Here is a 19,427-nt window from a genome sequence, read left to right as displayed (position 1 = left end):
GGGCCTGCCGGGTGCTGCCTGAGGCGGCCCTGCTGAGGGTGCGCCTAGTGTATGGCCGCCGCGTCTTCCGCGGTGGGCGCGCATTCCGTCCGGTTACGTCCGAGCTGCTTCGCGCGATAGAGTGCGGCATCCGCGCAACGCAGCGCCTGGCCCTGAGCCTCCGGCATGCCGTCGCAATGGGCCACCCCGATCGACACGGTGACCTGGCCGGCGCCGGAAGCGTGGGCGGCGACCGCCATGCGCAGACGTTCCGCCAGATGACAGGCCTCGGCCAGTCCCGTGTCGGGCAGCAGGATCAGAAACTCCTCGCCGCCGGTGCGACAGCAGATATCGCCGCCGCGCACCTGTTGGGTCATGACGCGGGCGATCCGGCGCAGCACCTCGTCGCCCTCGGCATGGCCGAGCGTGTCGTTGATGCGCTTGAAGCAATCGGTGTCGATGGCGAGCACGGAGAAGGCGCGCCGCTCTGACTGCCATTGTTTGAGCCGCGCCTGCAGGCCGCGCCGGTTGAGCAGGCCCGTGAGCGGGTCGGTCAGCGTGACCTGATTGAGCGAGCCGATGCGTTCGTGCAGCACGGTCAGCGCGGTGAGGGCGGCACGGCGCAGCTGGTGTACCTCGAAGTACCACGCGCGCACGCCCTTGACCTGCTTGGGCACGTCCGGCGCTTCGGCGGCCTGTACCGCGTGGGCCAGATCGCGCAGGGGCTTGGAAATCAGATAGGCCAGCCACCAGATCAGCCCGAGCGCGACCAGCGTGAGCGGCAGCAGGTAGACCGTCATGCGGCCCATGATGGATCCCATCGACGCGAGCGCTGCATCGACCGGCCGCTGCGACACTACACCCCAGCCGGACGCGCCCACCGGCGCGTAGCCCGCCAGCATGGGCACGCCGCGGCTGTTGATGACGTTCTGCGCGCCGGACTCACCGCGCAGCACGGCATCGATCGCCAGGTTGCCGCCCACGACCTCGCCGATGCGATCGCGCTGGGCGTGATAGAGGATGCGGCGCTCCTGATCGACCACGTACAGATACGATCCGTCGCGGTAGTAGTGCACGCCCAGCAGGGTCTGGAGCGCGCTGTTCTGCTGCAGATAGATCGTGCCGGCCACGTAGCCCTGATAGGCGCCGTTGCCGCCGCGGATCGGATAGCTGATGTGGATCATCAGGTTGCCGGCCGCGGAAACGTAGGGCTTGCTGATCAGCGGGGCCTGCGAGGAGAGGGCACCGCGCGAACCGGTGGTGTCGAGGACGGTACCCACGAGACGCTGGCCGATGTTCTCGGGCATGGCGGCAAGCACGCGCCCGTCGGCATCGACGACCACGGTGGAATTGAAGCTTTGCTGGGCATCGCGCAGCCGGCTGACTTCGTTGTAGAGCCGGTCCGCGTGGCCGGTCTGGTCGGCCAGCAGGCCCGCGCTGTAGGCAAGGCGCTGCTGCGCGGTGGTGAGGAATTGGTGCGTGTTGTCGGCGAGCTTGGCGGCGTAGCTGCGATTCGCTTCGAGGGTGGCCTCGAGCACGACGTCACGTTGGAGACGGTACGAAGCCTGCAGGCCGTTGGCCAGGGTGAGCAGCGCGCTGCCGACGGCCAGGGCCAGGATCAGGCGCAACAGGTCCACACGAAACAGCTGCTTCAGGCGCATAAGCACGCGTCCTTGCTACGGTGTTTGGGGGGTGTGTTACATGATAGGTCATTCGGAGCGTCCTTGTCGTTTTTTTGACACTTCCCCCCACGTGGCTGTCCGGGCGCTCGGGCCCACCGCTCAGCGTACGGGCAGTTCGGGCTTGAAGCTCAGCATGCGATCGGCCTTGTGGTCCAGGAAAGCCTTGAATGCCGCGGCATTCTTGGGTGCGGCCGGGCCGAGCACGATCACGTAGGCCACGTTGACCCCGCGCCGCATCACGGCGACCACGCCGCTCGGATGCGTCTGCCGCTCGCCCTGCGCGGCAGACCAGGCGGTGACGTCTTCCTGCCAGCCCTTGAGCCCCTCGAGCGGCGCCAGGGCGAGCGCCTGTTTGATGGCGTCGCCGCGCAGATCGGTGGCGGTCTGGCGGAACACCGCCCGGGCCTGCTTGGCGTCGCGGCTGACGATCACCCCGGACACCAGAATGAGGCCGCCCGCGTTCTGGTAGGCATAGGTCAGCGTGTACGGCCAGCCCTCGGGAGGCCAGTTTTCGTGCACGTCGTTGACGGACACCTTGCCGGCTTCGAGGGCCGGGAGCGCGTCTTTATTGTCGGCGGTCAGGTAGGCGGCCGCATCGCGCGCATTGACCAGCACGTCGGCCGACGCGTTCGTCGCGTTGAATTGCGCGGCGTGAGCCAGACTCGCGCTGGCGAGCAGGACGGCGCCCGCATAGTGGGCCACGCGGCGGATGGCGCGATCACAGTTGGTGTGAGGCATGAGGAGCGGAGGGTTCAAACGGCGGGAGAGGTGGCGCTGCCGGACCATTGTGCCGCAAAGCGCTCGCGGAAATCCCGCATCCAGGCGAGCCGCGCTTCGCCGAGCGCGCGCCCCGCCGCGGTACGCATCGTGGCAGGCAACGTGGCGAGCTTCACTTCGATGTGGTCGAGCGTGTAGCGGCTGTCGTCCAGGGGCCGCGCCTGCGCGAGCGGATCGTCCGGGTGGGCCATGGCCCGCCCGAGGCTCGCCCCGGCGTGGAGCATGCGCGCCAGGCCCACGGGGCCGAGCGCGTCGAGGCGGTCCGCATCCTGCACGATGCAGGCTTCGAGGGTGCGCGGTTCGATCCCGGCGGAATAGCTGTGGGCTTCGATGGCGTGGGCCACGGCGTCGAGGCGGTCCGCGGGAAAGCCGGCGTCGGCCAGCGCGGCCCGCGCTTTGCGCGCGGCCAACGTGGAGGCCTGGGCGCGCTGCGGATGATTCTTGGGCAGATTGACCAGATCGTGCAGGTAGGCGGCGGCCATCACGACGAGGACATCCGCTTCGGGGTGGCCGCGCGCCAGTTCGAGGGCAGTGCCCCAGACCCGGCGCAGGTGTGTGAGGTCGTGCGCCGCGTCGCCGTCGAGCGCGGCGGTGGCGATGGCGATGACGCGGGGTTCCCAGAGGTCGGGAGAATACGGGCGAGCGAGTGACAAGCGAAGGCTCCGGCGATCGAACCGCAAAGCTTAGCGTCCGGCGCCCGCCGGTGCAAAAGCCCGGCCCGGCGGCGTGGCATGTGGGCGCCGTGCAACGGGCGCCGTGCAACGGGCGTCGTGCAACGGGCGTCGTGCAACGGGCGCCGTGCAACGGACCGCGTGCGACGGGCGCCGTGCAACGGGCGCGGCGATGCGGGCTCCGCGTACGGGCGGCGCGTGATACGGCCGCCCAAAAAGGAACGCCGGCGCGATGCGCCGGCGTTGGACTGCCCCGGGTGTGTTGCGATACCCGGTTAGTGCGCGGGCGTGCAGCGGCGCTGGCCGCGAACAGGTATACAGCGGACCTGGAACGCGGCCGGGCGTGCAGCGGCCCGATCATGCGCCGGACCCTGACGGCTGATCCGGATGAGGCGCCGGGTGTGTTGCGAGACCCGGTTCATGCGCCGGGCAGACTGCACGCCCGGTCCTGCGCCGGACCCCTGACAGCGGATCCGGGTGCAGCGCCGGGCGTGTTGCGAGACCCGGTTCGAGCACCGGGCCTGACTGCTGCCCGGATGAAGCGCCAGGCATTGCTGCCGCCTGGGTGTTGCACCGGGTTCGTACCGCAACCCGGGTACCGCGTCTGGACCGTACTGCGTCCAGATTGCCCCCTAGAGAGGGTGTCGCCGCTCGCCTTACTTGGCGACGGGCGGGTAGTCCAGTTCGCCGAAAGTGTAGGTGCCGTCGGCCTTGGCTTGGGCCAGCTCGGCACGCACTTGATCGCGGCTCAGCGAGGCGCCCGACGTGGCTTGCACGGGCGGGTAGTCGTTTTCACCGAACGTGTAGGTACCGTTGGCCTTGGCCTGGGCCAGATCGGCCTGGACCTGGGCGCGGGTGGCGCCGTTGGCGTCAACCTGGCCGTACACGCCCTGGAAGGGCACGTTGTTCGGTTCGATGTTTTGCGCCGCCAGGGCGCCGGTGCTCATCACGGCCATCGATAGGAAAAGGGCGCTGGTAAGGGTCTTCATGGTGCATTCCTCCGTTCACTTGGATCTGGGATCCGGACACGGCGGGTTATTCCGTCGTCGTTCGTGTTGTGTTTCCCAATGAACGAATTGTGCACTCCGTTTGACTAGGGATAAACCCTGTATATCTGAAAAGATTATTCCATTGAACGATGTAATCATCACGAAAAATCATTTGCGATCATTGTATGGGAAAGTGGTATCGCAATGTGACAATCGGGTGAACTGTCTTGATTGTTCCAGGCTCTAAACCGGGACATGTCCTCGTCGCCCCGTCGTCGCCACGTGGGCGGGCTGCCCGGTAAGCTGGAGGTGTGTTTCACCCCGGACAGGGTCGGGCAGGCACGGCCCCTATAAGGAGAACGCCATGCATAAAACCGATTTCCTCCCCGCCCGGCGCGCGCGCCGCGCCCACGTCGCCCGCGCGCTGATCGCCGCCACCGCCCTGGCTTGCGGCGCCGCCTGGGCCGACGGTCTGACCGCCACGGATCGTGATTTCATCGAGCGCGCCGCGCGCGGCGGTCAGACCGAGCTGGCTGGCAGCACACTGGCGCAGGGTCGCAGCGCCGATCCGGACGTCAAGGCGTATGCCGAGCAGGTGCACGAGACCCAATCGCGGGCTTTGGACAAACTGGCCCAGTTGGGACAGGCGAAGGGCGTGCGCGTTCCCGAGGGGCCGTCATTCGTGGGCAAGGGCAAGTTGGCGGCGCTGGTGGGCGAAGAGGGCGCTGCGTTCGATCGTGCCTACGCGGCACGCTTCGGCGTGGCGGCGCATCGGGACGCGCTGGTGCTGTTTCAGGAGGCGGCCCACCAGACGCAGGATCCCGATGTGCGGGCGTACGTCGAGGAACGCCTGCCCGCCTTGCAAAAGCAACTGGACCTGGCGCGCAGCCTGCAGGACAAGGTCGACCTCAAGCCCTAGCGCGGGCAGCAGCGCCGGCCCGCGCATCGCGGGCTTGCCGAACCCCTGGGCGGGCAGGGGGATTCCGGATGCGCATCGGGCTTCCCGCTAGAATGCAGCCTTGCCCTCACTCGCCACACAGGAGGTCCGCGATGCCCAAGACCATCAACTATCGTGCCACGGCGACCGCGCCGTTGCCGCGACCGGCTCGCCCACGTCCTCCGCTCGAGCGGCACATGACGCATCGCGGTCCGCGCTAGGCGGATCCGTCGAGCGCCCGGCCTGCGCCGCCCGACGGGTGCCAGGCGGACGGCCTCGCGGCGTTCAGCCGCGCGGCGCGAGCGACGGGCTGCCCGCCGTTTCCAGGTAGGCGTTGATGGCCAGGGTGACCTGAGCCAGCGTCGAGCCCGTGAGGGCCTGGCCGTCGGCGCCCACCATCAAGCCTTCCGTGGCCTGCTGGAAAGACGCCAGGAACTGCTCACGCTGTTCCGCGGGTTGCGCGGTAATGAGACTCTGCAGCACGGCTTCGGCGACGGCCTGCTTGGCCGCCACGCTTTGAATGGCCTGCGCCAGCGCGATGAGGATTTCCTGATTTTCCATGGTGATGTCGTGCCCGAGTGGCGCGTGATGAACAAAACCCCGAGTGTACGGGCAAGGCCGTCCGCCGCGCAGGCGCAACGGCTGCCCCGTGCGCCGGGTCGGGGCCGCGGCCTCGCAACATCGCGAGGCGGGCCCTCGCGCAAAGGAGCGTGCCGCGCATCGCGCGGCCAGATGGCATATGGCAAGTAAACCTTCATTGTTTCGTGGCGAGGTCTTCAAGGAAGTCCTGGGGTTCACCTTCAAGCACTGGGTGCGGCAGCCGCTGCGCATTGTGGTGATCGCATTCCTGGCGCTGGCGGCCGCGGCCGCCGATATCGCGACGCCGCTCTTCGCGGGCCGGCTGGTCGACGCGGTGGCGTCGGGCGTGGCCTCCGATGAGCTCGCCTGGCAGGCCGCGATCACGGCCTTCGTGACGCTCGCGGCGCTGGGCCTGACCGGCACCCTGCTGCGCCAGGGCGTGTACATGAACATCATCCGGCTCACGCTGAAGATGATGAGCGACATCGCCACGCATTCGTTCTATCGCGTGCAGCGCTTCTCGAGCGACTGGCACGCCAACAGCTTCGCCGGGTCCACCGTACGCAAGATCACGCGCGGCATGTGGTCGCTCGACCTGCTCAACGACACGCTGCTCATCGCCTTGCTTCCGTCGGTGGCGATGCTGGTGGGCGCCACGGTCATGCTGGGCCTGCACTGGCCCATCATGGGCGTGGTGGTGGGCGTGGGGTCCGTCGTCTATGTGTCGGTCACGGTGGCGCTGTCGCTGGGCTTTGTGGCGCCGGCCGCGCGTCTGGCCAATTCGTGGGATACCCGCATGGGGGGCGCGCTGGCCGACGCCATCAGCTGCAACGCCGTGGTCAAGGCCTTCGGCGCCGAAGACCGCGAACAGGCGCGCCTGGGCCGGGTCATCCTCAAATGGCGCTCGCGCACGCAGCGCACCTGGGTGCGCGGCACCCTGAATGGCGGCGTGCAGGGGCTGATGCTGGTGCTCATGCAGGTCGGCATGCTGGGCGCCGCGCTGTATCTGTGGGCCAGCCAGCAGGCGAGCGTGGGCGATATCACCTTCGCGCTCACGATGTTCTTCGTGCTCGAAGGCTACCTGCGCGACGTGGGCATGCACATCCGCAACCTGCAGCGCTCGGTCAACGACATGGAAGAGCTCGTGGCGATGGAGCGGCAGCCGCTGGGCGTGGAAGATGTGCCCAAGGCGCCGGCCATCCGCATCGGCGCCGGTGAAATCCGCTTCGAGAACGTGACGTTCCGCTATGGCCCGCGCAGCACGCCGCTGTACGAAAACTTCTCGATGCGCATCGCACCGGGCGAACGCGTGGGGCTGGTCGGCCACTCGGGCTCGGGCAAGACCACCTTCGTCAAGCTGATCCAGCGCCTCTACGACATCAACGCGGGCCACATCCTGATCGACGGACAGGACATCGCGCGCGTGAGTCAGGCATCGTTGCGCAGCCAGATCGCGATCGTGCAGCAGGAGCCCGTGCTGTTCCACCGCACCCTGGCCGAGAACATCGCCTACGCCCGCCCTGGCGCGACGCGCGCGGAGATCGAGGCGGCCGCCGCCCTGGCCAGCGCGCACGATTTCATCATGCGTCTGCCCAAAGGCTACGACACCCTGGTGGGCGAGCGGGGGATCAAGCTCTCGGGCGGCGAGCGCCAGCGCGTCGCGATCGCGCGCGCCTTTCTGGCGGATGCGCCGATCCTGATTCTGGACGAAGCCACGTCCAGCCTCGATAGCGAAAGCGAGATGCTGATCCAGCAGGCCATGGAGCGCCTCATGGTCGGACGCACCACGCTCGTGATCGCGCACCGGCTGTCGACAGTGCGGGCGCTCGACCGTCTGCTCGTCATGGAACGCGGCCGCGTCATCGAAGAGGGCACCCATGCCGAACTGGTGCGCCGCGACCAGGGTCTCTATCGGCGCCTGTTCGAGCGCCAGGCGCTGGAACTCACGCGCGGTCTCGAGCCGGACGGTGACGAGGGCGACGACGATCGGCCGCAGGCCTCGGAGGGGCCCGCGCCGTGGAACACGGTGTATTGAGGCTCCCGGCCGTGTGATGGCTTGTCCGGGGCGGGGCGCTGCGCTATGTTGGTTGCAGCCTAGGCCACGGAGACTCGTACATGAGCCTGCCATCGCGCAAGTTTGCAACACGCCCCGACCGCAGCACCCGGCGCGCCGCCACGCCGCACAAGCCTTCCCGGGGGCAGGCCTGTCATTCGCCGCCGGGGCGAGCCAGTCGCGACGCGGGGGACGCGCGCGGCGACGCGGACGAGCGCCGCGACGCCGGCGAGGACGGCGCTGCCGCCGCCCACAAGCACGGGCACATCTTCGATCGCTTCGCACGGACGGTCACGCGCTGGACGGGGTCCTCCGTGGCGTTCGGCCTGGCGCTGGCGGCCATCGTGATCTGGTGCGTGACCGGACCGTTGTTCGGCTTTTCCGAGACCTGGCAACTGGTGGTCAACACCGGCACCACGATCATCACTTTCCTGATGGTGTTTCTGATTCAGCAAAGCCAGAACAAGGATAGCCAGGCGGTGCACCTCAAGCTCGACGAGCTGCTGCTCGCCCTGCGCGGCGCGGACGACCGTCTGGTCGACGCGGAAGACCTGGACGAAGACGAGCTGCGCCATCTTGCCGAGCATTACACGCGGCTGGCCCGGCATGTGCAGGGCCGGATCTCGCGCATCGACGAGCCCGGCGATCGGCCGGGCGACTGAGCGGGCGAGCGGCGTCTCAGGAAAGCGGAACCGCGGTGGTGTAGAGCACCTGCTTGAGCGCAAAGCTCGACCGGATGCTCGCCACGCCCGGGATGCGGGTGATGTGTTCCACGATCAGCCGTTCCAGGGCGTCCACGTCGGGCACCAGCGCGCGCACCAGGTAATCCGCGTCGCCCGACATCAGGTAGCACTCCATGATCTCCGGAAGCACCGCGATCTCGCGTTCGAACACATCGAGCGCGGCCTTGCGCTGCTTGTCGAGCGAGATCGAGATGAACACATTGACCTTGAGGCCCAGCTTGCGCGCGTTGAGCAGGGTGACGCGGCGGTCGATCAGCCCGTCGGTTTCGAGCTTGCGCACCCGTGCCAGGCATGGCGACGGCGACAGGTTGACGCGCTGCGCGAGCTCCACGTTGGTCAGGCGCGCATCACGCTGGAGTTCGTTCAGAATTCGGATGTCAGTGGCATCCAGGGAGATGTCCAGCATGATATGCCTCAAATATTGAAAATACCGTTCTCGCATGCTGTGCGTGCGGCCTGGCGCAGTGTATTGCAGTCACCTCTGCGGCGCCACCCCCGATAGACTTTGCTGCGTTGCAGGGGCTGCCGCCGGTGGCCCGCGAAGGGTCGGTAGTCAAAGATGGCGCAGCAGGGAATGTGGGGCAGGTTCGGTCCGCTCATCGGGGCGGTGGTGATCTGGGGCGGCAATTGGCCCGTCATGAAACTGGGCCTCGGGCATATGAGCCCGCTGTGGCTCGCCGCCAGCCGGTTCGCCTCGGCGGCGCTGTTGAGCGTGGTGGTGCTGGCGCTGCTGGGCCGGCTGCGCCGACCCACGCGCAGCGAGTGGCCGCTGGTGGCGGGGGTGGGGCTGCTGCAGATGGGCGCCTTCACCGCGCTGGCGCTCTGGGCGCTGCAATATGTGCCGCCCGGCCGGGCGTCCATCATCGCGTACGCAACCTCCATCTGGGTCATCCCGCTCTCGTCCCTGCTGTTGCGCGAGCGCCTCACGGCCGCTCAATGGCTGGCCACCGTCCTGAGCTATGCCGGCATCGGCGCCATCGTGGCGCCGGCCTTTTCGCCCTGGCAGCCGCAGACCGTCATCGGGCTCGTCATGCTGCTGGGCGCGTCGTTCGCATGGGCGTGCAACATCATCCAGCTGCGCGCCAGCCGCCATGTGCGGCTGGGCGTGGACATGATTCCCTGGCAGACCGCCGTGGCCGCGGTGCCGTTGCTGGCGCTGGCCTGGCTGCACGACGGGGCGCCGGTGTTTCTGGCGGACGCCGCGGTATGGCCGCTCATCGCCTACACCGGGCCGCTCGCCACCGCGCTCACTTTCATCGTCGTGCTGGGCATGACGCAGCGCATGCCGCCGGTGGCCACGTCGATCGCCATGTTGTGCGTGCCGCTCATCGGTCTGCTGATTTCCGCCGGGGTATTCCAGGAGCGGCTGTCGGCGGACCTGATGGTGGGCCTGGCGCTGATCGGCGCGAGCGTGCTGGTGTCGGCGGTCGGGCACCGCCTGCCGGCCATGGGCCGGGGCGTGGCCCGAAGCGCGGCCCGAAGCGCGGCCTAGCGGGATCGGTCCGCGCGGAGCTTACGGATCCATGAAAGGCCCACGCACGCGCGTCGGGCACACCTGGCAGGGGCTGGGCACGGTACTTGCGGATACCCGCCCCAATCATGACGGGACGCGTGTCGCGTCGCTGTCGTGGTCCGATACAAGCACCTTGCCAGGGTGGTTGTGTATACAACAATCAAGGAGAGTTCCATGTTGGATCAATTTCCCGGTTTGCGCCGTGGTGGTCTTGCTGCGGCAACGGTGGCCCTCGCAGGGCTGGTGTTCACGGGTTGCACGACCACCTCTCCGCAGAGCACCGCTTCGTCGACCAGCCAACGCCAGGAGATCAACTCCGGCGCCGATGCCACGCTGAGCAAGCTGTATCAGACTTCGCCGCAGGCGAAGGATCTCGTGCAGAAGGCCAAGGGCGTGCTGGTCTTCCCGTCGGTGCTCAGCGCGAGCTTCGTGGTCGGCGCCCAGCACGGCAAGGGTGTGCTGCGCGTGAACGGCGCCAACGCCGGGTACTACAGCACCACCGCCGGTTCGGTGGGCTTCCAGGCCGGCGCGCAGTCGAAGGCCGTCGTGCTGCTCTTCATGACGCAAGAGTCGCTGGACAAGTTCCGCAACAGCAATGGCTGGACCGCCGGTGCTGACGCGTCGGTCGCCGTGGCCAACATCGGCGCCAACGGCCGCATCGATACGAACACCGCGCAGCAGCCCATCGTCGGCTTCGTGATGAACAACACCGGCCTGATGGCGGGTGTGTCGCTCGAAGGCGCGAAGATCAACAAGCTGGATCTCTGATCCGCCCTGATCGCAGCAACCAGCGGGGCGCCCGCGCGCCCCGCGCAATGCTTCCTCTCAGGAGGCCTCAAGGAGTCCCAATATGTCGATGGATCGTGCAGCAGGAAAAGTGAAGGACCTGGTCGGACGTGGCGAAGAGGCGCTCGGTGATGCGTTCTCCGATCCCGAAGCCCGCCTGCGCGGTGTCGCGCGCCAGGTCGAAGGCAAGGTGCAATACGCCGTCGGCCACGCCGCCGAAGGCCTGGACACCTTCGCCGACAGCGTGAGCACGCTGGTGCGCCGTCACCCGGTCGGCGCCGTGGTCGCGGTGGGCGTTCTCGCCTATCTGATCGGCCGCGTGCGCAGCGGTTTCAGCCGCGACTAAAAGCCACGTCGTCCCGCAAGGGATGCGCAGGCAGAAGAACCCGTCCTTGTGGCGGGTTTTTTCATGCATGCTGCGCCGAACGAAACGGAGTCCGGCCGCAGCGCGGCCGGACTCCGGTATTCATTCGAAGCTTTGTACGAGCACGAGGCTCACGGGAAGGATCAGCAGGAAGGCGAATGTGGATCCGCCCAGCGCCGCCGAAACGCGTGCCGATCGCTCGGCACCCGCGAATCGGATGGTTGCCACCAACAGGGCCAGAATGGCCAGGATCACCAACAACGAACAGACTGCTACATAGGTCATGTTGCCTCCGTCCTTACCCACCAGGGGAAAGTCAGTGCCGCGTACGCGATGCGCCGGGGCTTGGTCTTGTTTCCATTGCGGAATCGATGCCTGATGCTCGTGCTGCTGTCGAGATCAATCTACGCCGCTTTTGGCGAATTGCTGTGGGGGTTTTCCTGGGGCCCGGCATGGCGCGTGCGGGGGCATCACAGAGGAGGGCGGTCGCGCGCTGCCGTGCAGCAAGCCCGCCGCGTGCCGCAGGCACTGGAGTTGCGGGGGATCTGTCGGCCAAGGCTTGTGCATCGCGTCAGCGCGAGCGGCGCAATGCCTTGTCACAGTTTGGATGAGATCCCGCGTGTGGGGAGCGGGCAACAGCAGTGCTTACCCCCTCGCGCATCCGATGGATTGCGCCGCGCGCGGCGTTCGTGCCAAAGTGGGGCGACGATGTAACGCGCGATTAAGAAGGCGGCGAAAGCTGCCGTAGAACAGTCATGAAGGCAGGCGCGGGAGGCAGCAGGGCCATCATGCGTGGGGCGCACAATGAAGAGCGCCCCAGCTCGTGGATGAGTCTGGGGCGCTCTTGCCGGCCTACGCACGCATTGGGTGTCAGTGGGCCCGGCAAGTCCAATTTATTGCTGTGAGCCTCGGGCTGCAAGCACAAAATTGTTTCAGCCGATCACGGGTCGCTGATGGGTCGCGTGGTATGGTCTACGCTTTCATTCATAGGTACGAGCGTTCATGGCAAGCCCCCGCATGCAGCAAGGAGAATTGGCCTACTGGCTTCAGGTCGTGGCCGAGCAAGAGCAGGGGAAGGGCCTGGAAGCCACCGTGCCCGAGCAGTTCGTTGCAGCGTTGACGACGCTGCGATGCGTTACGCAGTCCGAAGATGGCCGGCTGGTGTTGACGGAGAAAGGCAAGCTGGCATTGCATATGGAAGGACCGGGTGCGATACACCGTTGACCTTGCAACATCGAACACACTGTTGCGGTAGTCGCATCAATAACGGTTGAACTTGCAGGCATTGGGACAGTCCAAGTAGTAAATGGCGGTGCAAGCCGGCCGCCGACATGCAGATCATCCGATCTGTGTGCTGCAGTAAATCGACTGGGAGGACGCCATGCAGCATCGTGACCAGGAAGTACTGATCGACGTATCCACGGCAGCCATGGATACCGGCGGATACGGGGTCTTGCTTACCGTGACCGCCGAAGGCGGTACTGAAGTCGACGCGGCCTTTTCTTATCTGGGCGCCTGCGATTCGCTCGACGAGGCACGCAATCGCGCCGAGGCTTTCGCGCAAGATTGGTTGCGCGAAAACATCTATCGCTGATCTTCAGCCTCTCCGTGGATGCCGCGCCTGGCGCGGCATCCCGTCCGGCCCCACGGCCTACCCGCATTTCCTTCCTCGCTTTATCCCCCCTGATTCGCCATTTGGCCTGCGTTTGATCTAGACACGCGCGAGGCGCGACCGAACTGCGGTATTGTCCCGGGTGCGTGCAGCCAGGCGGTCGTCCTGCGCCACGATCCCGGTTCTGGTGTCATTGCCCCTATGCCTTCCGCCCCGTCTCCGTCGTCCTCGAGCACTCCTCTCGCGCTGTCCGCCGCGCTGCGACAGCACTACGCCGTCGTTGTATTGCCGCCGTGGCGGGTGCAGGGATGGAACGCGGCGCTGGGTCTGGCGCATGAATCGCTGGATGGCGCGAGCGCCCAGCCCTTGCCCGATACCCGCTACCGCGCGATGGCGTGTGCGCGGCAGCTTTATGTGCACGCGATCGATCCCGACCCGGACGCCGGCCGGCATGCCGGTGAGCTGTTCGCGTCGTTGCAGAAGCACTTCATCAACCGTGAGCACGGCGGCTGGTATTACAGCGTGGACGCGGCCGGCGCGCCGCTGGACACCACGCAGGATCTCTACACCCATGCGTTCGTCGTGTTCGCCTGCGCCGCCTGGGCGGCGCGCAGCCAGAGCGCGACGGCGCGCAAGCTGATGCTGGCGACAGCGGAACGCGTCGAGTCGCAGTTCCGGCGCGCCGATGGGCACTATGTAGCGGCGCTGGCCAGCGATTGGGACGCGGTCCTGCGCGGCCCGGCCCAGAATCCCGTGATGCATCTCACCGAGGCCTATCTGGCCGCCGCCGCCGTGGCGGAACCCGCGCGCTTCGCCCAGCTGTTGCGCCACATCGCGCAGGATGTCGCCGACCTCTATCTGCACGGTCCCACGCTGTGCATTGCCGAGGCGCCGATCGGCACCCCGGACAATCGCATCGAGCCCGGGCATCAGTTCGAATGGCACGCGCTCGTCACCCGCTCGCCGGAGGTGTTCGAGGGCCTCGAGCTCGAGACCGCCACGGTGCGAGGCGCGGCCTGGGCGCGCGTGCACGGCGTGCGCGCCGATACCTCCGCGGTCGTGGCGGCGCTGGATCTGAGCGGCGCCATCGCCGACCCCGTGGAGCGTATCTGGGCGCAGACGGAGTACACGCGCTACCTCGCGCTGCTGGGGGAGCACGATGCGCTGGCGCGGCAGCTCGACGCGCTGCGCCGCCGCTTCCTGCACGAGCGCGGCTGGCACGAATGCCTGAGCCCCGACGGCACCGTGGTGCGCGCCGACATGCCCGCCACCACGCCCTACCATCTCGCCACCGGCTATGCGGCGCTGCCTTCGGCCTAGCGCCGGCGGGCGGCGGGTGCAACTTTGAAACGTCACTCGATGTGAACGGAGGCGGCGCTTCTGGCTGCCGGGCGTCCGGCCGGGTGCACGCGCTTGCGTGCGCCCACTCGCCTCGCTGACCGACCCCACGTCCGCACTGCTGCGCTCTGCTTCCGCAGATATCGGATTGTGGCTAAATTGACGTATGAAGTTACTTTCATAGTCGTAAAACGTTACCGCAACACGCGGATCGGACCGAATCCCTTACAATTTGCGAGTTATTGTGAAGGGAGTAAGCCATGAGCGTGATGTGTCCTGCGTGCCAGGCGATTTACCCTGGACAGTCGGGGGTGCAACCGCATCACCGGATGGGGCACCAGGGATTCACGAGTCCCACCCAGAAAGGTCGAGAAGAGAATCGGGAAGATCACTTCCGCTGCATCGAGTGCGGCGCCAAGTGGCTGCGCGAGACCGACAAGTGGGGCGTGGACCTCGGATTCCGACTGGCACCCTGACAAGCCTGATGCGAAGGCGGCTTGCGTGCTTGGCCTCCGTCGCATCCGGCTTGCCCTGGTAGCCGTGCCGGCCATTTCGACCGCGTGATGGGCATGTCGACGACATGAACCCCACGCGGTTTTTGCTGCGCGCTCGCCGGGCCGCCTTCCTTCGACACGCATCGCTCGCCGGGCCGACACCGTCGGCGGTGGTGCCGGCCCGGCGACCCTTAAGTTTCCGTTTTTTGCGGCCGTTAACCCTGAATTACGGCATGGCCGGGCAATGGGTTGACGGAGAGGCGTGATGGCGGAAAAACTGATCAATGGGTTTGCGCTGGTTGCATATGCGACCCAACCCGAGCATGGGATACCGCCGCGCGCCTTCATCGAAAGCCGTCGCCTGCCGCCCAAGGTCGATCCCAAGGCCGCGCAGGCCGACAAGGCGCAGGCAGAGGCGGGCGACGCCGATCCGGTGGAAGAGGATGTCGCGCCGGAGCCCGAGGCGCCCCAGGCGTTCGAAATCTTCATTTCGCGGCGCTTTCGCAGCACCGTGGAAGCCATGTCCGCCGCGCGCAATGCGCTGGACCGCGTGCGCACCGTCGACGAGGACGGTGTGCCCGACCCGCTGCCGGAATGAGGCAAGGCCCGCGCGGGCGCCATCGCTGCGCCGCGCCGCCCGGCCTTCGCGTAGGATGACGCGCGTGGCGGCCGGTGCCGCGTCCGCACGGACGCGCCCCGGCGCGCAGTTTCGGGCTCGCAGCGGGCCCCTGGAGCGCTGCATGGATCTCTATCGATGGTGACCCTGGTGTTGCTGCCCGGCATGGACGGCACGGGACGGCTGTTCGCGCCTTTTGTCGACGCGCTCGGCGATGCGCTTCCCACGGTGATCGTGCGCTATCCGGTGACCGGCGAGCAAAGCTACGCCAGGCTGACCGAGCATGCCGCACAGGCCCTGCCGCCGGACGGACCGCTGCTGCTGCTGGGCGAGTCGTTCTCCGGCCCGATCGCGGTATCGCTGGCGGCCCGATTGCCCGAGCGCGTGGCCGCGCTCGCGCTGTGCTGCAGCTTTGTGTCGAATCCCCGTCCCGGCGCGGGCGCATTGATGGCGCTGGCCGGGCGCCTCCCGCTGCCTTCGCCGCCCCGGCTCCTCGCGTCCCGGGCGCTGTTGGGCCCGTTCGAGACGCCGGCCTTGCGGCTGGCGTTGGCCGAGGCCTTGGCGGAGGTGCCCGCCGCGGTGCTTGCGCGGCGCCTGCGCGAAGTGGCGCGCGTCGATATGACCGCGGCGCTGCGGGGCCTGTCGGTGCCGTTGCTGTATCTGCAGGCCCTGCAGGACAGGGTGGTGCCGCCAGCGGCGGCGGCGCGCATCCAGGCGGCTTATCCCGCGACCCGCATCGAGGCGGTGCGCGGGCCGCATTGCCTGTTGCAGGCGTCGCCGGAAACGACCGCCCACGCGCTCATCGCGTTCAGCCGCGGCCTGCCGGATCGAAGCTGAGCGCGCCCGGGTGGGCAGGTGCGGCGCCTCGAAGCCGGATGCTCAGGCGGACGGCAGGGGCTGGATCTTGCCCGCGGGCAGCCAGTAGACGGCGTCTTCGCGCTCTTCGACCTGCAGCGGCGTGAGGCGGCTGCCGCGGCAGGCGCCGCCGGCGCACAGACCCGTGTCCGGGTGGTAGGTGGCGCCATGGCGCGCGCACATGATCAGATCGCCCGCACGCGTGAAGAAGCTGTTTTCCCAATCCATCTCGACGCCCACATGGGTGCAGCGGTTGAGGTAGCCGTAGGCACGGTCCTGATAGCGCACGAAGAAGACCGTGGTTTCGTGCGTGCCGTCGGTGACGGGGACTTTGACGCCCAGGCCGCCATTGACGAGATCGGAGGCGGCACAGACGCGGACTGCGGGAGAATCGGACATGGCGGGCAGGGAATAAGTCTAGGCTGAGGCGCAACAGCGGGCAGTGTAATGCCTGCCCGCGTCAGCGCGGGGTGACGTCGGTGGGCGGCACCTCGCCGGGGGCTTCGCCCGGTCGTGCCGCAACGGCGCCATCCGGTGCGACGGTGCCATCCGATGTGTCGGCGCCATCTTGTGCGTCGGCGTCCGCAGCGGATGCCGTGCCGGCCCCGCCTGCTTCGGCCTGACGCGCGCTCTCTTGCTGGCGCGACCACATGCCGGCGTACACGCCGCCGGCTGCCAGCAGCTCGTGGTGACGGCCGCGCTCGAGGATCTTGCCGCCGCCCAGCACCAGGATTTCGTCGGCGTAGGCGATGGTGGACAGCCGGTGCGCGATGATCAGCGTGCTGCGGCCCGTGCTCACTTCGCGCAGATTGGCCTGGATCTCGCGCTCGGTATGGGTGTCGAGCGCGCTCGTGGCTTCGTCAAAGAGGAAGATGCAGGGGTTCTTCAGCATGGTGCGCGCGATCGCCACGCGCTGCTTCTCGCCGCCGGATAGTTTGAGGCCGCGCTCGCCGACGACGGTGTCGTAGCCCTCGGGCATGCCCATGATGTGATCATGGATGTGAGCGAGGCGCGCCGCATGCTCGACCTCGGCCTGGCTGGCGCCGGGCCGGCCGTAGGCGATGTTGTAGCGGATGGTGTCGTTGAACAGCACCGTGTCCTGGGGCACCACGCCGATGGCGGCGCGCAGGCTGGATTGCGTGACTTGGCGTATGTCCTGCCCGTCGACGAGGATGGCGCCGCCGTCCGGGTCGTAGAAGCGGAACATCAGACGCGCCAGCGTGGACTTGCCCGCGCCCGAGGTGCCGACCACCGCGGCCGTCTTGCCCGCCTCGATGGTGAAGCTCACGCCTTGCAGAATGGGTCGGCGCGCGTCGTAGCCGAACGAGACATCGCGGAACTCGATGCGGCCACCGCGCGTGACGAGCGCCGCCGCGCCGGCGGCATCGGCCACCTCGCGGTCCTGGCCCAGCAGCTCGAACATGCGCTCCATATCGATGAGCGCCTGCTTGATCTCGCGATAGATGAAGCCGAAGAACGACAGCGGGTCGTAGAGCTGCAGCAGGTAGGTGTTGACCAGCACGAAATCGCCCAGCGTATAGCGGCCGTCGGCGATGCCTTGCGCCGCCATCCACATCACCAGCGTGAGACCGACGGCGATGATGACGGCCTGGCCGATATTGAGAATCGACAGGCTCACCTGGCTGCGCACGGCCGCGCGCTCATAGTCGCGCAACGAGGCGTCGTAGCGGCGCGCCTCGTGTTCTTCGTTGCCGAAGTATTTCACCGTCTCGTAGTTGAGCAGGCTTTCGATGGCCTTGGTGTTGGCCTGCGCGTCGGTCTCGTTCATCGCGCGGCGGAACTTCGCGCGCCACTCGGTGACCACCAGCGTATAGGCGAGGTACAGCGTGACGGTCGAGCCGGTGGCCAGGGCCAGCCAGCCATCGAAGAGCTTCCAGAGGATGATGCAGACCAGGCCGATCTCGAAGAACGTGGGCAGCACGTTGAACAGCAGGAACGTGAGCAGGGTCTGGATGCCCTTCGTGCCGCGTTCGATCGCCCGCGTCAGGCCGCCGGTCTGCCGCGCCAGATGAAAGCGCAGCGCGAGGGCGTGCAGATGACGAAAGATCTGCAGGCCCACCGCGCGGATGGCATGCTGCGCCACCCGCGCGAAGACCGCATCGCGCAGCTCGGAAAACAACAGCGACAGCACCCGCGCGGCGCCATAGGCGAGGATCAGGCCCAGCGGCACCGTGACCGCGCCCGGGGCACCCGCGCTCAGCGCATCGATGGCCGACTTGTACAGGATCGGCGTGTAGACCAGCGCCGCCTTGGCGATCAGCAGGCTCAGCACGGCCAGCACCACGCGCAGCTTGAGGCCGGTCTCGCCCTTGGGCCACAGATACGGCATCAGCGTGCGGAAGGTGGCGAGATTGCTGCGTGGCGGGGGTGTTTCGGAGGACGACATGGAGGCGCGCGAAAGGGGCGCCGTGCGCGCCCGGTGGGCAAAGTAGGGGATTTCTGGCCATTATCCCGCACGGCGCTATCATCGAGGGCAATACCCCCAGGCCGCGCAGGGCGCATCGCGGGGGGCGGTTCCGGGTCCGTCCTGGCCGGGCCGGCATTGCGTCTATCTGAATCGGGAGGTGGTATGACGAAGGTCCCCGCAATCACGTTGAACGACGGCAACAAGATGCCGCAGCTGGGTCTGGGCGTATGGCAGGTGCCCAACGAGCAGGCATCGGCGGCCGTCAAGACCGCGCTCGATGCCGGCTACCGTTCGGTGGACACCGCCGCGATCTACGGCAACGAGGCGGGCGTGGGTGAAGGCCTGCGCGCGGCTGGCCTGGGCCGGCGCGAACTCTTCGTCACCACCAAGCTGTGGAACGACAAGCACGACTACGACGCGGCGCAGCGCGCCATGGACGAGAGCCTGCAGAAGCTCGGCCTGGCCTATGTCGATCTCTATCTGATCCACTGGCCGGTCGCGGGCAGCGACAAATTTCTCGACGCCTGGCGCGCCATGGTCGAGATGAAAGAGGACGGCCGCGCCCGTTCGATCGGCGTGTCCAACTTCACCCGCGAAAACCTCGAACTGCTGATCGACCAGACCGGCGTCGTGCCGGCGGTGAATCAGATCGAGCTGCACCCGGGGTTCGCGCAGCGCGAGCTGCGTGCCTACCATGCGGAGCAGGGCATCGCGACCGAATCGTGGAGCCCGCTGGGGCAGGGCGAGGCCCTGCACGACAAGGTGATCGCCGGCATCGCGCAGCGCCTGGGCAAGACGCCCGCTCAGGTCATCCTGCGCTGGCATCTGCAGAGCGGCTTCATCGTGATCCCCAAGTCCGTCACGCCGGCGCGCATCGCCGCCAACATCGATGTGTTCGGCTTCGAGCTCACTGCCGACGACATGGCCGCGATCGACGCCATCCCGGAAGGCGGCCGGCTCGGTCCGGATCCCGCGCGGTTCAAGGGCTGATTCCATTCCAACCGGCCGCGC

Annotated in this window: 22 protein-coding genes; 13 read left to right on the top strand and 9 right to left on the bottom strand. The window is 67.5% G+C overall.

Features of this window, described 5'->3' with window-relative positions:
• Window positions 1-44 precede the first annotated feature (44 nt).
• The 4 genes from CEK29_RS15265 to CEK29_RS15250 form a co-directional block, all read right to left on the bottom strand.
• Window positions 45-1,640, bottom strand: a complete 1,596-nt coding sequence (locus CEK29_RS15265; protein ID WP_217903885.1) for a sensor domain-containing diguanylate cyclase — start codon at window positions 1,638-1,640, stop codon at window positions 45-47.
• A gap of 120 nt (window positions 1,641-1,760) precedes the next feature.
• A complete protein-coding gene (locus tag CEK29_RS15260) occupies window positions 1,761-2,399 on the bottom strand; it encodes a hypothetical protein (protein ID WP_094858607.1) in 639 nt (212 codons plus the stop codon).
• Between the two features lie 14 nt (window positions 2,400-2,413).
• Window positions 2,414-3,091 carry an HD domain-containing protein gene (locus CEK29_RS15255; RefSeq protein ID WP_094858606.1) on the bottom strand — a complete coding sequence of 226 codons (678 nt, stop codon included), beginning with the start codon at window positions 3,089-3,091 and terminating at the stop codon, window positions 2,414-2,416.
• Between the two features lie 674 nt (window positions 3,092-3,765).
• Entirely contained in the window at window positions 3,766-4,098 is a 333-nt protein-coding gene (locus CEK29_RS15250) for a DUF4148 domain-containing protein (protein WP_094801774.1), read from the bottom strand.
• Window positions 4,099-4,462: 364 nt separating this feature from the next.
• On the opposite strand from CEK29_RS15250, the gene CEK29_RS15245 reads away from it, so the two are divergent.
• The gene (locus CEK29_RS15245) at window positions 4,463-5,017 is read left to right on the top strand and encodes a DUF4142 domain-containing protein (RefSeq protein ID WP_094858605.1); all 555 of its coding nucleotides are present in this window, start codon (window positions 4,463-4,465) and stop codon (window positions 5,015-5,017) included.
• A 303-nt stretch (window positions 5,018-5,320) separates the two neighbouring features.
• Here CEK29_RS15245 and CEK29_RS15240 read toward each other — a convergent pair whose 3' ends face one another.
• Window positions 5,321-5,596, bottom strand: a complete 276-nt coding sequence (locus CEK29_RS15240) for a hypothetical protein (RefSeq protein WP_094801770.1) — start codon at window positions 5,594-5,596, stop codon at window positions 5,321-5,323.
• Window positions 5,597-5,774: 178 nt separating this feature from the next.
• Between CEK29_RS15240 and CEK29_RS15235 the strand changes: the two genes are divergently transcribed.
• Entirely contained in the window at window positions 5,775-7,649 is a 1,875-nt protein-coding gene (locus tag CEK29_RS15235) for an ABC transporter ATP-binding protein (protein ID WP_094858604.1), read from the top strand.
• A gap of 80 nt (window positions 7,650-7,729) precedes the next feature.
• Entirely contained in the window at window positions 7,730-8,329 is a 600-nt protein-coding gene (locus CEK29_RS15230) for a low affinity iron permease family protein (RefSeq protein WP_094801766.1), read from the top strand.
• 16 nt (window positions 8,330-8,345) lie between these two features.
• Here the strand turns inward: CEK29_RS15230 and CEK29_RS15225 are convergent, their stop codons facing one another.
• On the bottom strand, window positions 8,346-8,816 hold the full coding sequence (locus CEK29_RS15225; protein WP_094801764.1) for an Lrp/AsnC family transcriptional regulator: 471 nt from the start codon (window positions 8,814-8,816) through the stop codon (window positions 8,346-8,348).
• 153 nt (window positions 8,817-8,969) lie between these two features.
• Between CEK29_RS15225 and CEK29_RS15220 the strand changes: the two genes are divergently transcribed.
• From CEK29_RS15220 to CEK29_RS15210, 3 genes are all read left to right on the top strand, one after another.
• Window positions 8,970-9,902, top strand: coding sequence for a DMT family transporter (locus CEK29_RS15220; RefSeq protein ID WP_094858603.1), 933 nt, complete (start codon window positions 8,970-8,972; stop codon window positions 9,900-9,902).
• Between the two features lie 195 nt (window positions 9,903-10,097).
• Window positions 10,098-10,691, top strand: a complete 594-nt coding sequence (locus CEK29_RS15215; RefSeq protein ID WP_094801760.1) for a BPSL1445 family SYLF domain-containing lipoprotein — start codon at window positions 10,098-10,100, stop codon at window positions 10,689-10,691.
• A gap of 82 nt (window positions 10,692-10,773) precedes the next feature.
• Window positions 10,774-11,055 carry a CsbD family protein gene (locus tag CEK29_RS15210; protein ID WP_094801758.1) on the top strand — a complete coding sequence of 94 codons (282 nt, stop codon included), beginning with the start codon at window positions 10,774-10,776 and terminating at the stop codon, window positions 11,053-11,055.
• A gap of 120 nt (window positions 11,056-11,175) precedes the next feature.
• Here CEK29_RS15210 and CEK29_RS15205 read toward each other — a convergent pair whose 3' ends face one another.
• The gene (locus tag CEK29_RS15205; RefSeq protein ID WP_094801756.1) at window positions 11,176-11,358 is read right to left on the bottom strand and encodes a hypothetical protein; all 183 of its coding nucleotides are present in this window, start codon (window positions 11,356-11,358) and stop codon (window positions 11,176-11,178) included.
• Between the two features lie 717 nt (window positions 11,359-12,075).
• On the opposite strand from CEK29_RS15205, the gene CEK29_RS15200 reads away from it, so the two are divergent.
• The 6 genes from CEK29_RS15200 (at window position 12,076) to CEK29_RS15175 (ending at window position 15,970) form a co-directional block, all read left to right on the top strand.
• A complete protein-coding gene (locus tag CEK29_RS15200) occupies window positions 12,076-12,297 on the top strand; it encodes a hypothetical protein (protein WP_094801754.1) in 222 nt (73 codons plus the stop codon).
• A 157-nt stretch (window positions 12,298-12,454) separates the two neighbouring features.
• Window positions 12,455-12,667: a hypothetical protein gene (locus tag CEK29_RS15195; protein ID WP_094801752.1), complete on the top strand. Its 213-nt coding sequence runs from the start codon at window positions 12,455-12,457 to the stop codon at window positions 12,665-12,667.
• 219 nt (window positions 12,668-12,886) lie between these two features.
• Window positions 12,887-14,005, top strand: a complete 1,119-nt coding sequence (locus CEK29_RS15190; protein WP_094858602.1) for an AGE family epimerase/isomerase — start codon at window positions 12,887-12,889, stop codon at window positions 14,003-14,005.
• 278 nt (window positions 14,006-14,283) lie between these two features.
• A complete protein-coding gene (locus CEK29_RS24130) occupies window positions 14,284-14,499 on the top strand; it encodes a hypothetical protein (RefSeq protein WP_094801748.1) in 216 nt (71 codons plus the stop codon).
• A gap of 283 nt (window positions 14,500-14,782) precedes the next feature.
• The gene (locus CEK29_RS15180) at window positions 14,783-15,115 is read left to right on the top strand and encodes a hypothetical protein (protein WP_094801747.1); all 333 of its coding nucleotides are present in this window, start codon (window positions 14,783-14,785) and stop codon (window positions 15,113-15,115) included.
• 156 nt (window positions 15,116-15,271) lie between these two features.
• On the top strand, window positions 15,272-15,970 hold the full coding sequence (locus CEK29_RS15175) for an alpha/beta fold hydrolase (protein WP_255176171.1): 699 nt from the start codon (window positions 15,272-15,274) through the stop codon (window positions 15,968-15,970).
• Between the two features lie 42 nt (window positions 15,971-16,012).
• Here CEK29_RS15175 and CEK29_RS15170 read toward each other — a convergent pair whose 3' ends face one another.
• A complete protein-coding gene (locus CEK29_RS15170) occupies window positions 16,013-16,387 on the bottom strand; it encodes a Rieske (2Fe-2S) protein (protein ID WP_094801745.1) in 375 nt (124 codons plus the stop codon).
• A gap of 61 nt (window positions 16,388-16,448) precedes the next feature.
• Complete coding sequence (locus CEK29_RS15165; protein WP_094858601.1) at window positions 16,449-18,395, bottom strand: ABCB family ABC transporter ATP-binding protein/permease; 1,947 nt, start codon at window positions 18,393-18,395, stop codon at window positions 16,449-16,451.
• Between the two features lie 183 nt (window positions 18,396-18,578).
• Here CEK29_RS15165 and CEK29_RS15160 point away from each other — a divergent pair, with 183 nt between their 5' ends.
• A complete protein-coding gene (locus tag CEK29_RS15160; RefSeq protein WP_094801743.1) occupies window positions 18,579-19,406 on the top strand; it encodes an aldo/keto reductase in 828 nt (275 codons plus the stop codon).
• Window positions 19,407-19,427 lie beyond the last annotated feature (21 nt).

Origin of the sequence: Bordetella genomosp. 5 (assembly GCF_002261475.1) — a bacterium.
Classification (GTDB): Bacteria; Pseudomonadota; Gammaproteobacteria; order Burkholderiales; family Burkholderiaceae_B; genus Bordetella.
This window is presented reverse-complemented; position numbering and strand designations above follow the sequence as displayed.

What these genes read in the sequence shown, in the direction of transcription:
- CEK29_RS15175 (WP_255176171.1), top strand. Translation starts at nt 15,272, where the DNA reads ATGGTGACCCTGGTGTTGCTGCCCGGCATGGACGGCACGGGACGGCTG.
- CEK29_RS24130 (WP_094801748.1), top strand. Translation starts at nt 14,284, where the DNA reads ATGAGCGTGATGTGTCCTGCGTGCCAGGCGATTTACCCTGGACAGTCG.
- CEK29_RS15260 (WP_094858607.1), bottom strand. Translation starts at nt 2,399, where the DNA reads ATGCCTCACACCAACTGTGATCGCGCCATCCGCCGCGTGGCCCACTAT.
- CEK29_RS15240 (WP_094801770.1), bottom strand. Translation starts at nt 5,596, where the DNA reads ATGGAAAATCAGGAAATCCTCATCGCGCTGGCGCAGGCCATTCAAAGC.
- CEK29_RS15200 (WP_094801754.1), top strand. Translation starts at nt 12,076, where the DNA reads ATGGCAAGCCCCCGCATGCAGCAAGGAGAATTGGCCTACTGGCTTCAG.
- CEK29_RS15235 (WP_094858604.1), top strand. Translation starts at nt 5,775, where the DNA reads ATGGCAAGTAAACCTTCATTGTTTCGTGGCGAGGTCTTCAAGGAAGTC.
- CEK29_RS15250 (WP_094801774.1), bottom strand. Translation starts at nt 4,098, where the DNA reads ATGAAGACCCTTACCAGCGCCCTTTTCCTATCGATGGCCGTGATGAGC.
- CEK29_RS15210 (WP_094801758.1), top strand. Translation starts at nt 10,774, where the DNA reads ATGTCGATGGATCGTGCAGCAGGAAAAGTGAAGGACCTGGTCGGACGT.
- CEK29_RS15190 (WP_094858602.1), top strand. Translation starts at nt 12,887, where the DNA reads ATGCCTTCCGCCCCGTCTCCGTCGTCCTCGAGCACTCCTCTCGCGCTG.
- CEK29_RS15225 (WP_094801764.1), bottom strand. Translation starts at nt 8,816, where the DNA reads ATGCTGGACATCTCCCTGGATGCCACTGACATCCGAATTCTGAACGAA.
- CEK29_RS15160 (WP_094801743.1), top strand. Translation starts at nt 18,579, where the DNA reads ATGACGAAGGTCCCCGCAATCACGTTGAACGACGGCAACAAGATGCCG.
- CEK29_RS15245 (WP_094858605.1), top strand. Translation starts at nt 4,463, where the DNA reads ATGCATAAAACCGATTTCCTCCCCGCCCGGCGCGCGCGCCGCGCCCAC.
- CEK29_RS15215 (WP_094801760.1), top strand. Translation starts at nt 10,098, where the DNA reads ATGTTGGATCAATTTCCCGGTTTGCGCCGTGGTGGTCTTGCTGCGGCA.
- CEK29_RS15265 (WP_217903885.1), bottom strand. Translation starts at nt 1,640, where the DNA reads ATGCGCCTGAAGCAGCTGTTTCGTGTGGACCTGTTGCGCCTGATCCTG.
- CEK29_RS15165 (WP_094858601.1), bottom strand. Translation starts at nt 18,395, where the DNA reads ATGTCGTCCTCCGAAACACCCCCGCCACGCAGCAATCTCGCCACCTTC.
- CEK29_RS15220 (WP_094858603.1), top strand. Translation starts at nt 8,970, where the DNA reads ATGGCGCAGCAGGGAATGTGGGGCAGGTTCGGTCCGCTCATCGGGGCG.
- CEK29_RS15205 (WP_094801756.1), bottom strand. Translation starts at nt 11,358, where the DNA reads ATGACCTATGTAGCAGTCTGTTCGTTGTTGGTGATCCTGGCCATTCTG.
- CEK29_RS15195 (WP_094801752.1), top strand. Translation starts at nt 12,455, where the DNA reads ATGCAGCATCGTGACCAGGAAGTACTGATCGACGTATCCACGGCAGCC.
- CEK29_RS15180 (WP_094801747.1), top strand. Translation starts at nt 14,783, where the DNA reads ATGGCGGAAAAACTGATCAATGGGTTTGCGCTGGTTGCATATGCGACC.
- CEK29_RS15230 (WP_094801766.1), top strand. Translation starts at nt 7,730, where the DNA reads ATGAGCCTGCCATCGCGCAAGTTTGCAACACGCCCCGACCGCAGCACC.
- CEK29_RS15170 (WP_094801745.1), bottom strand. Translation starts at nt 16,387, where the DNA reads ATGTCCGATTCTCCCGCAGTCCGCGTCTGTGCCGCCTCCGATCTCGTC.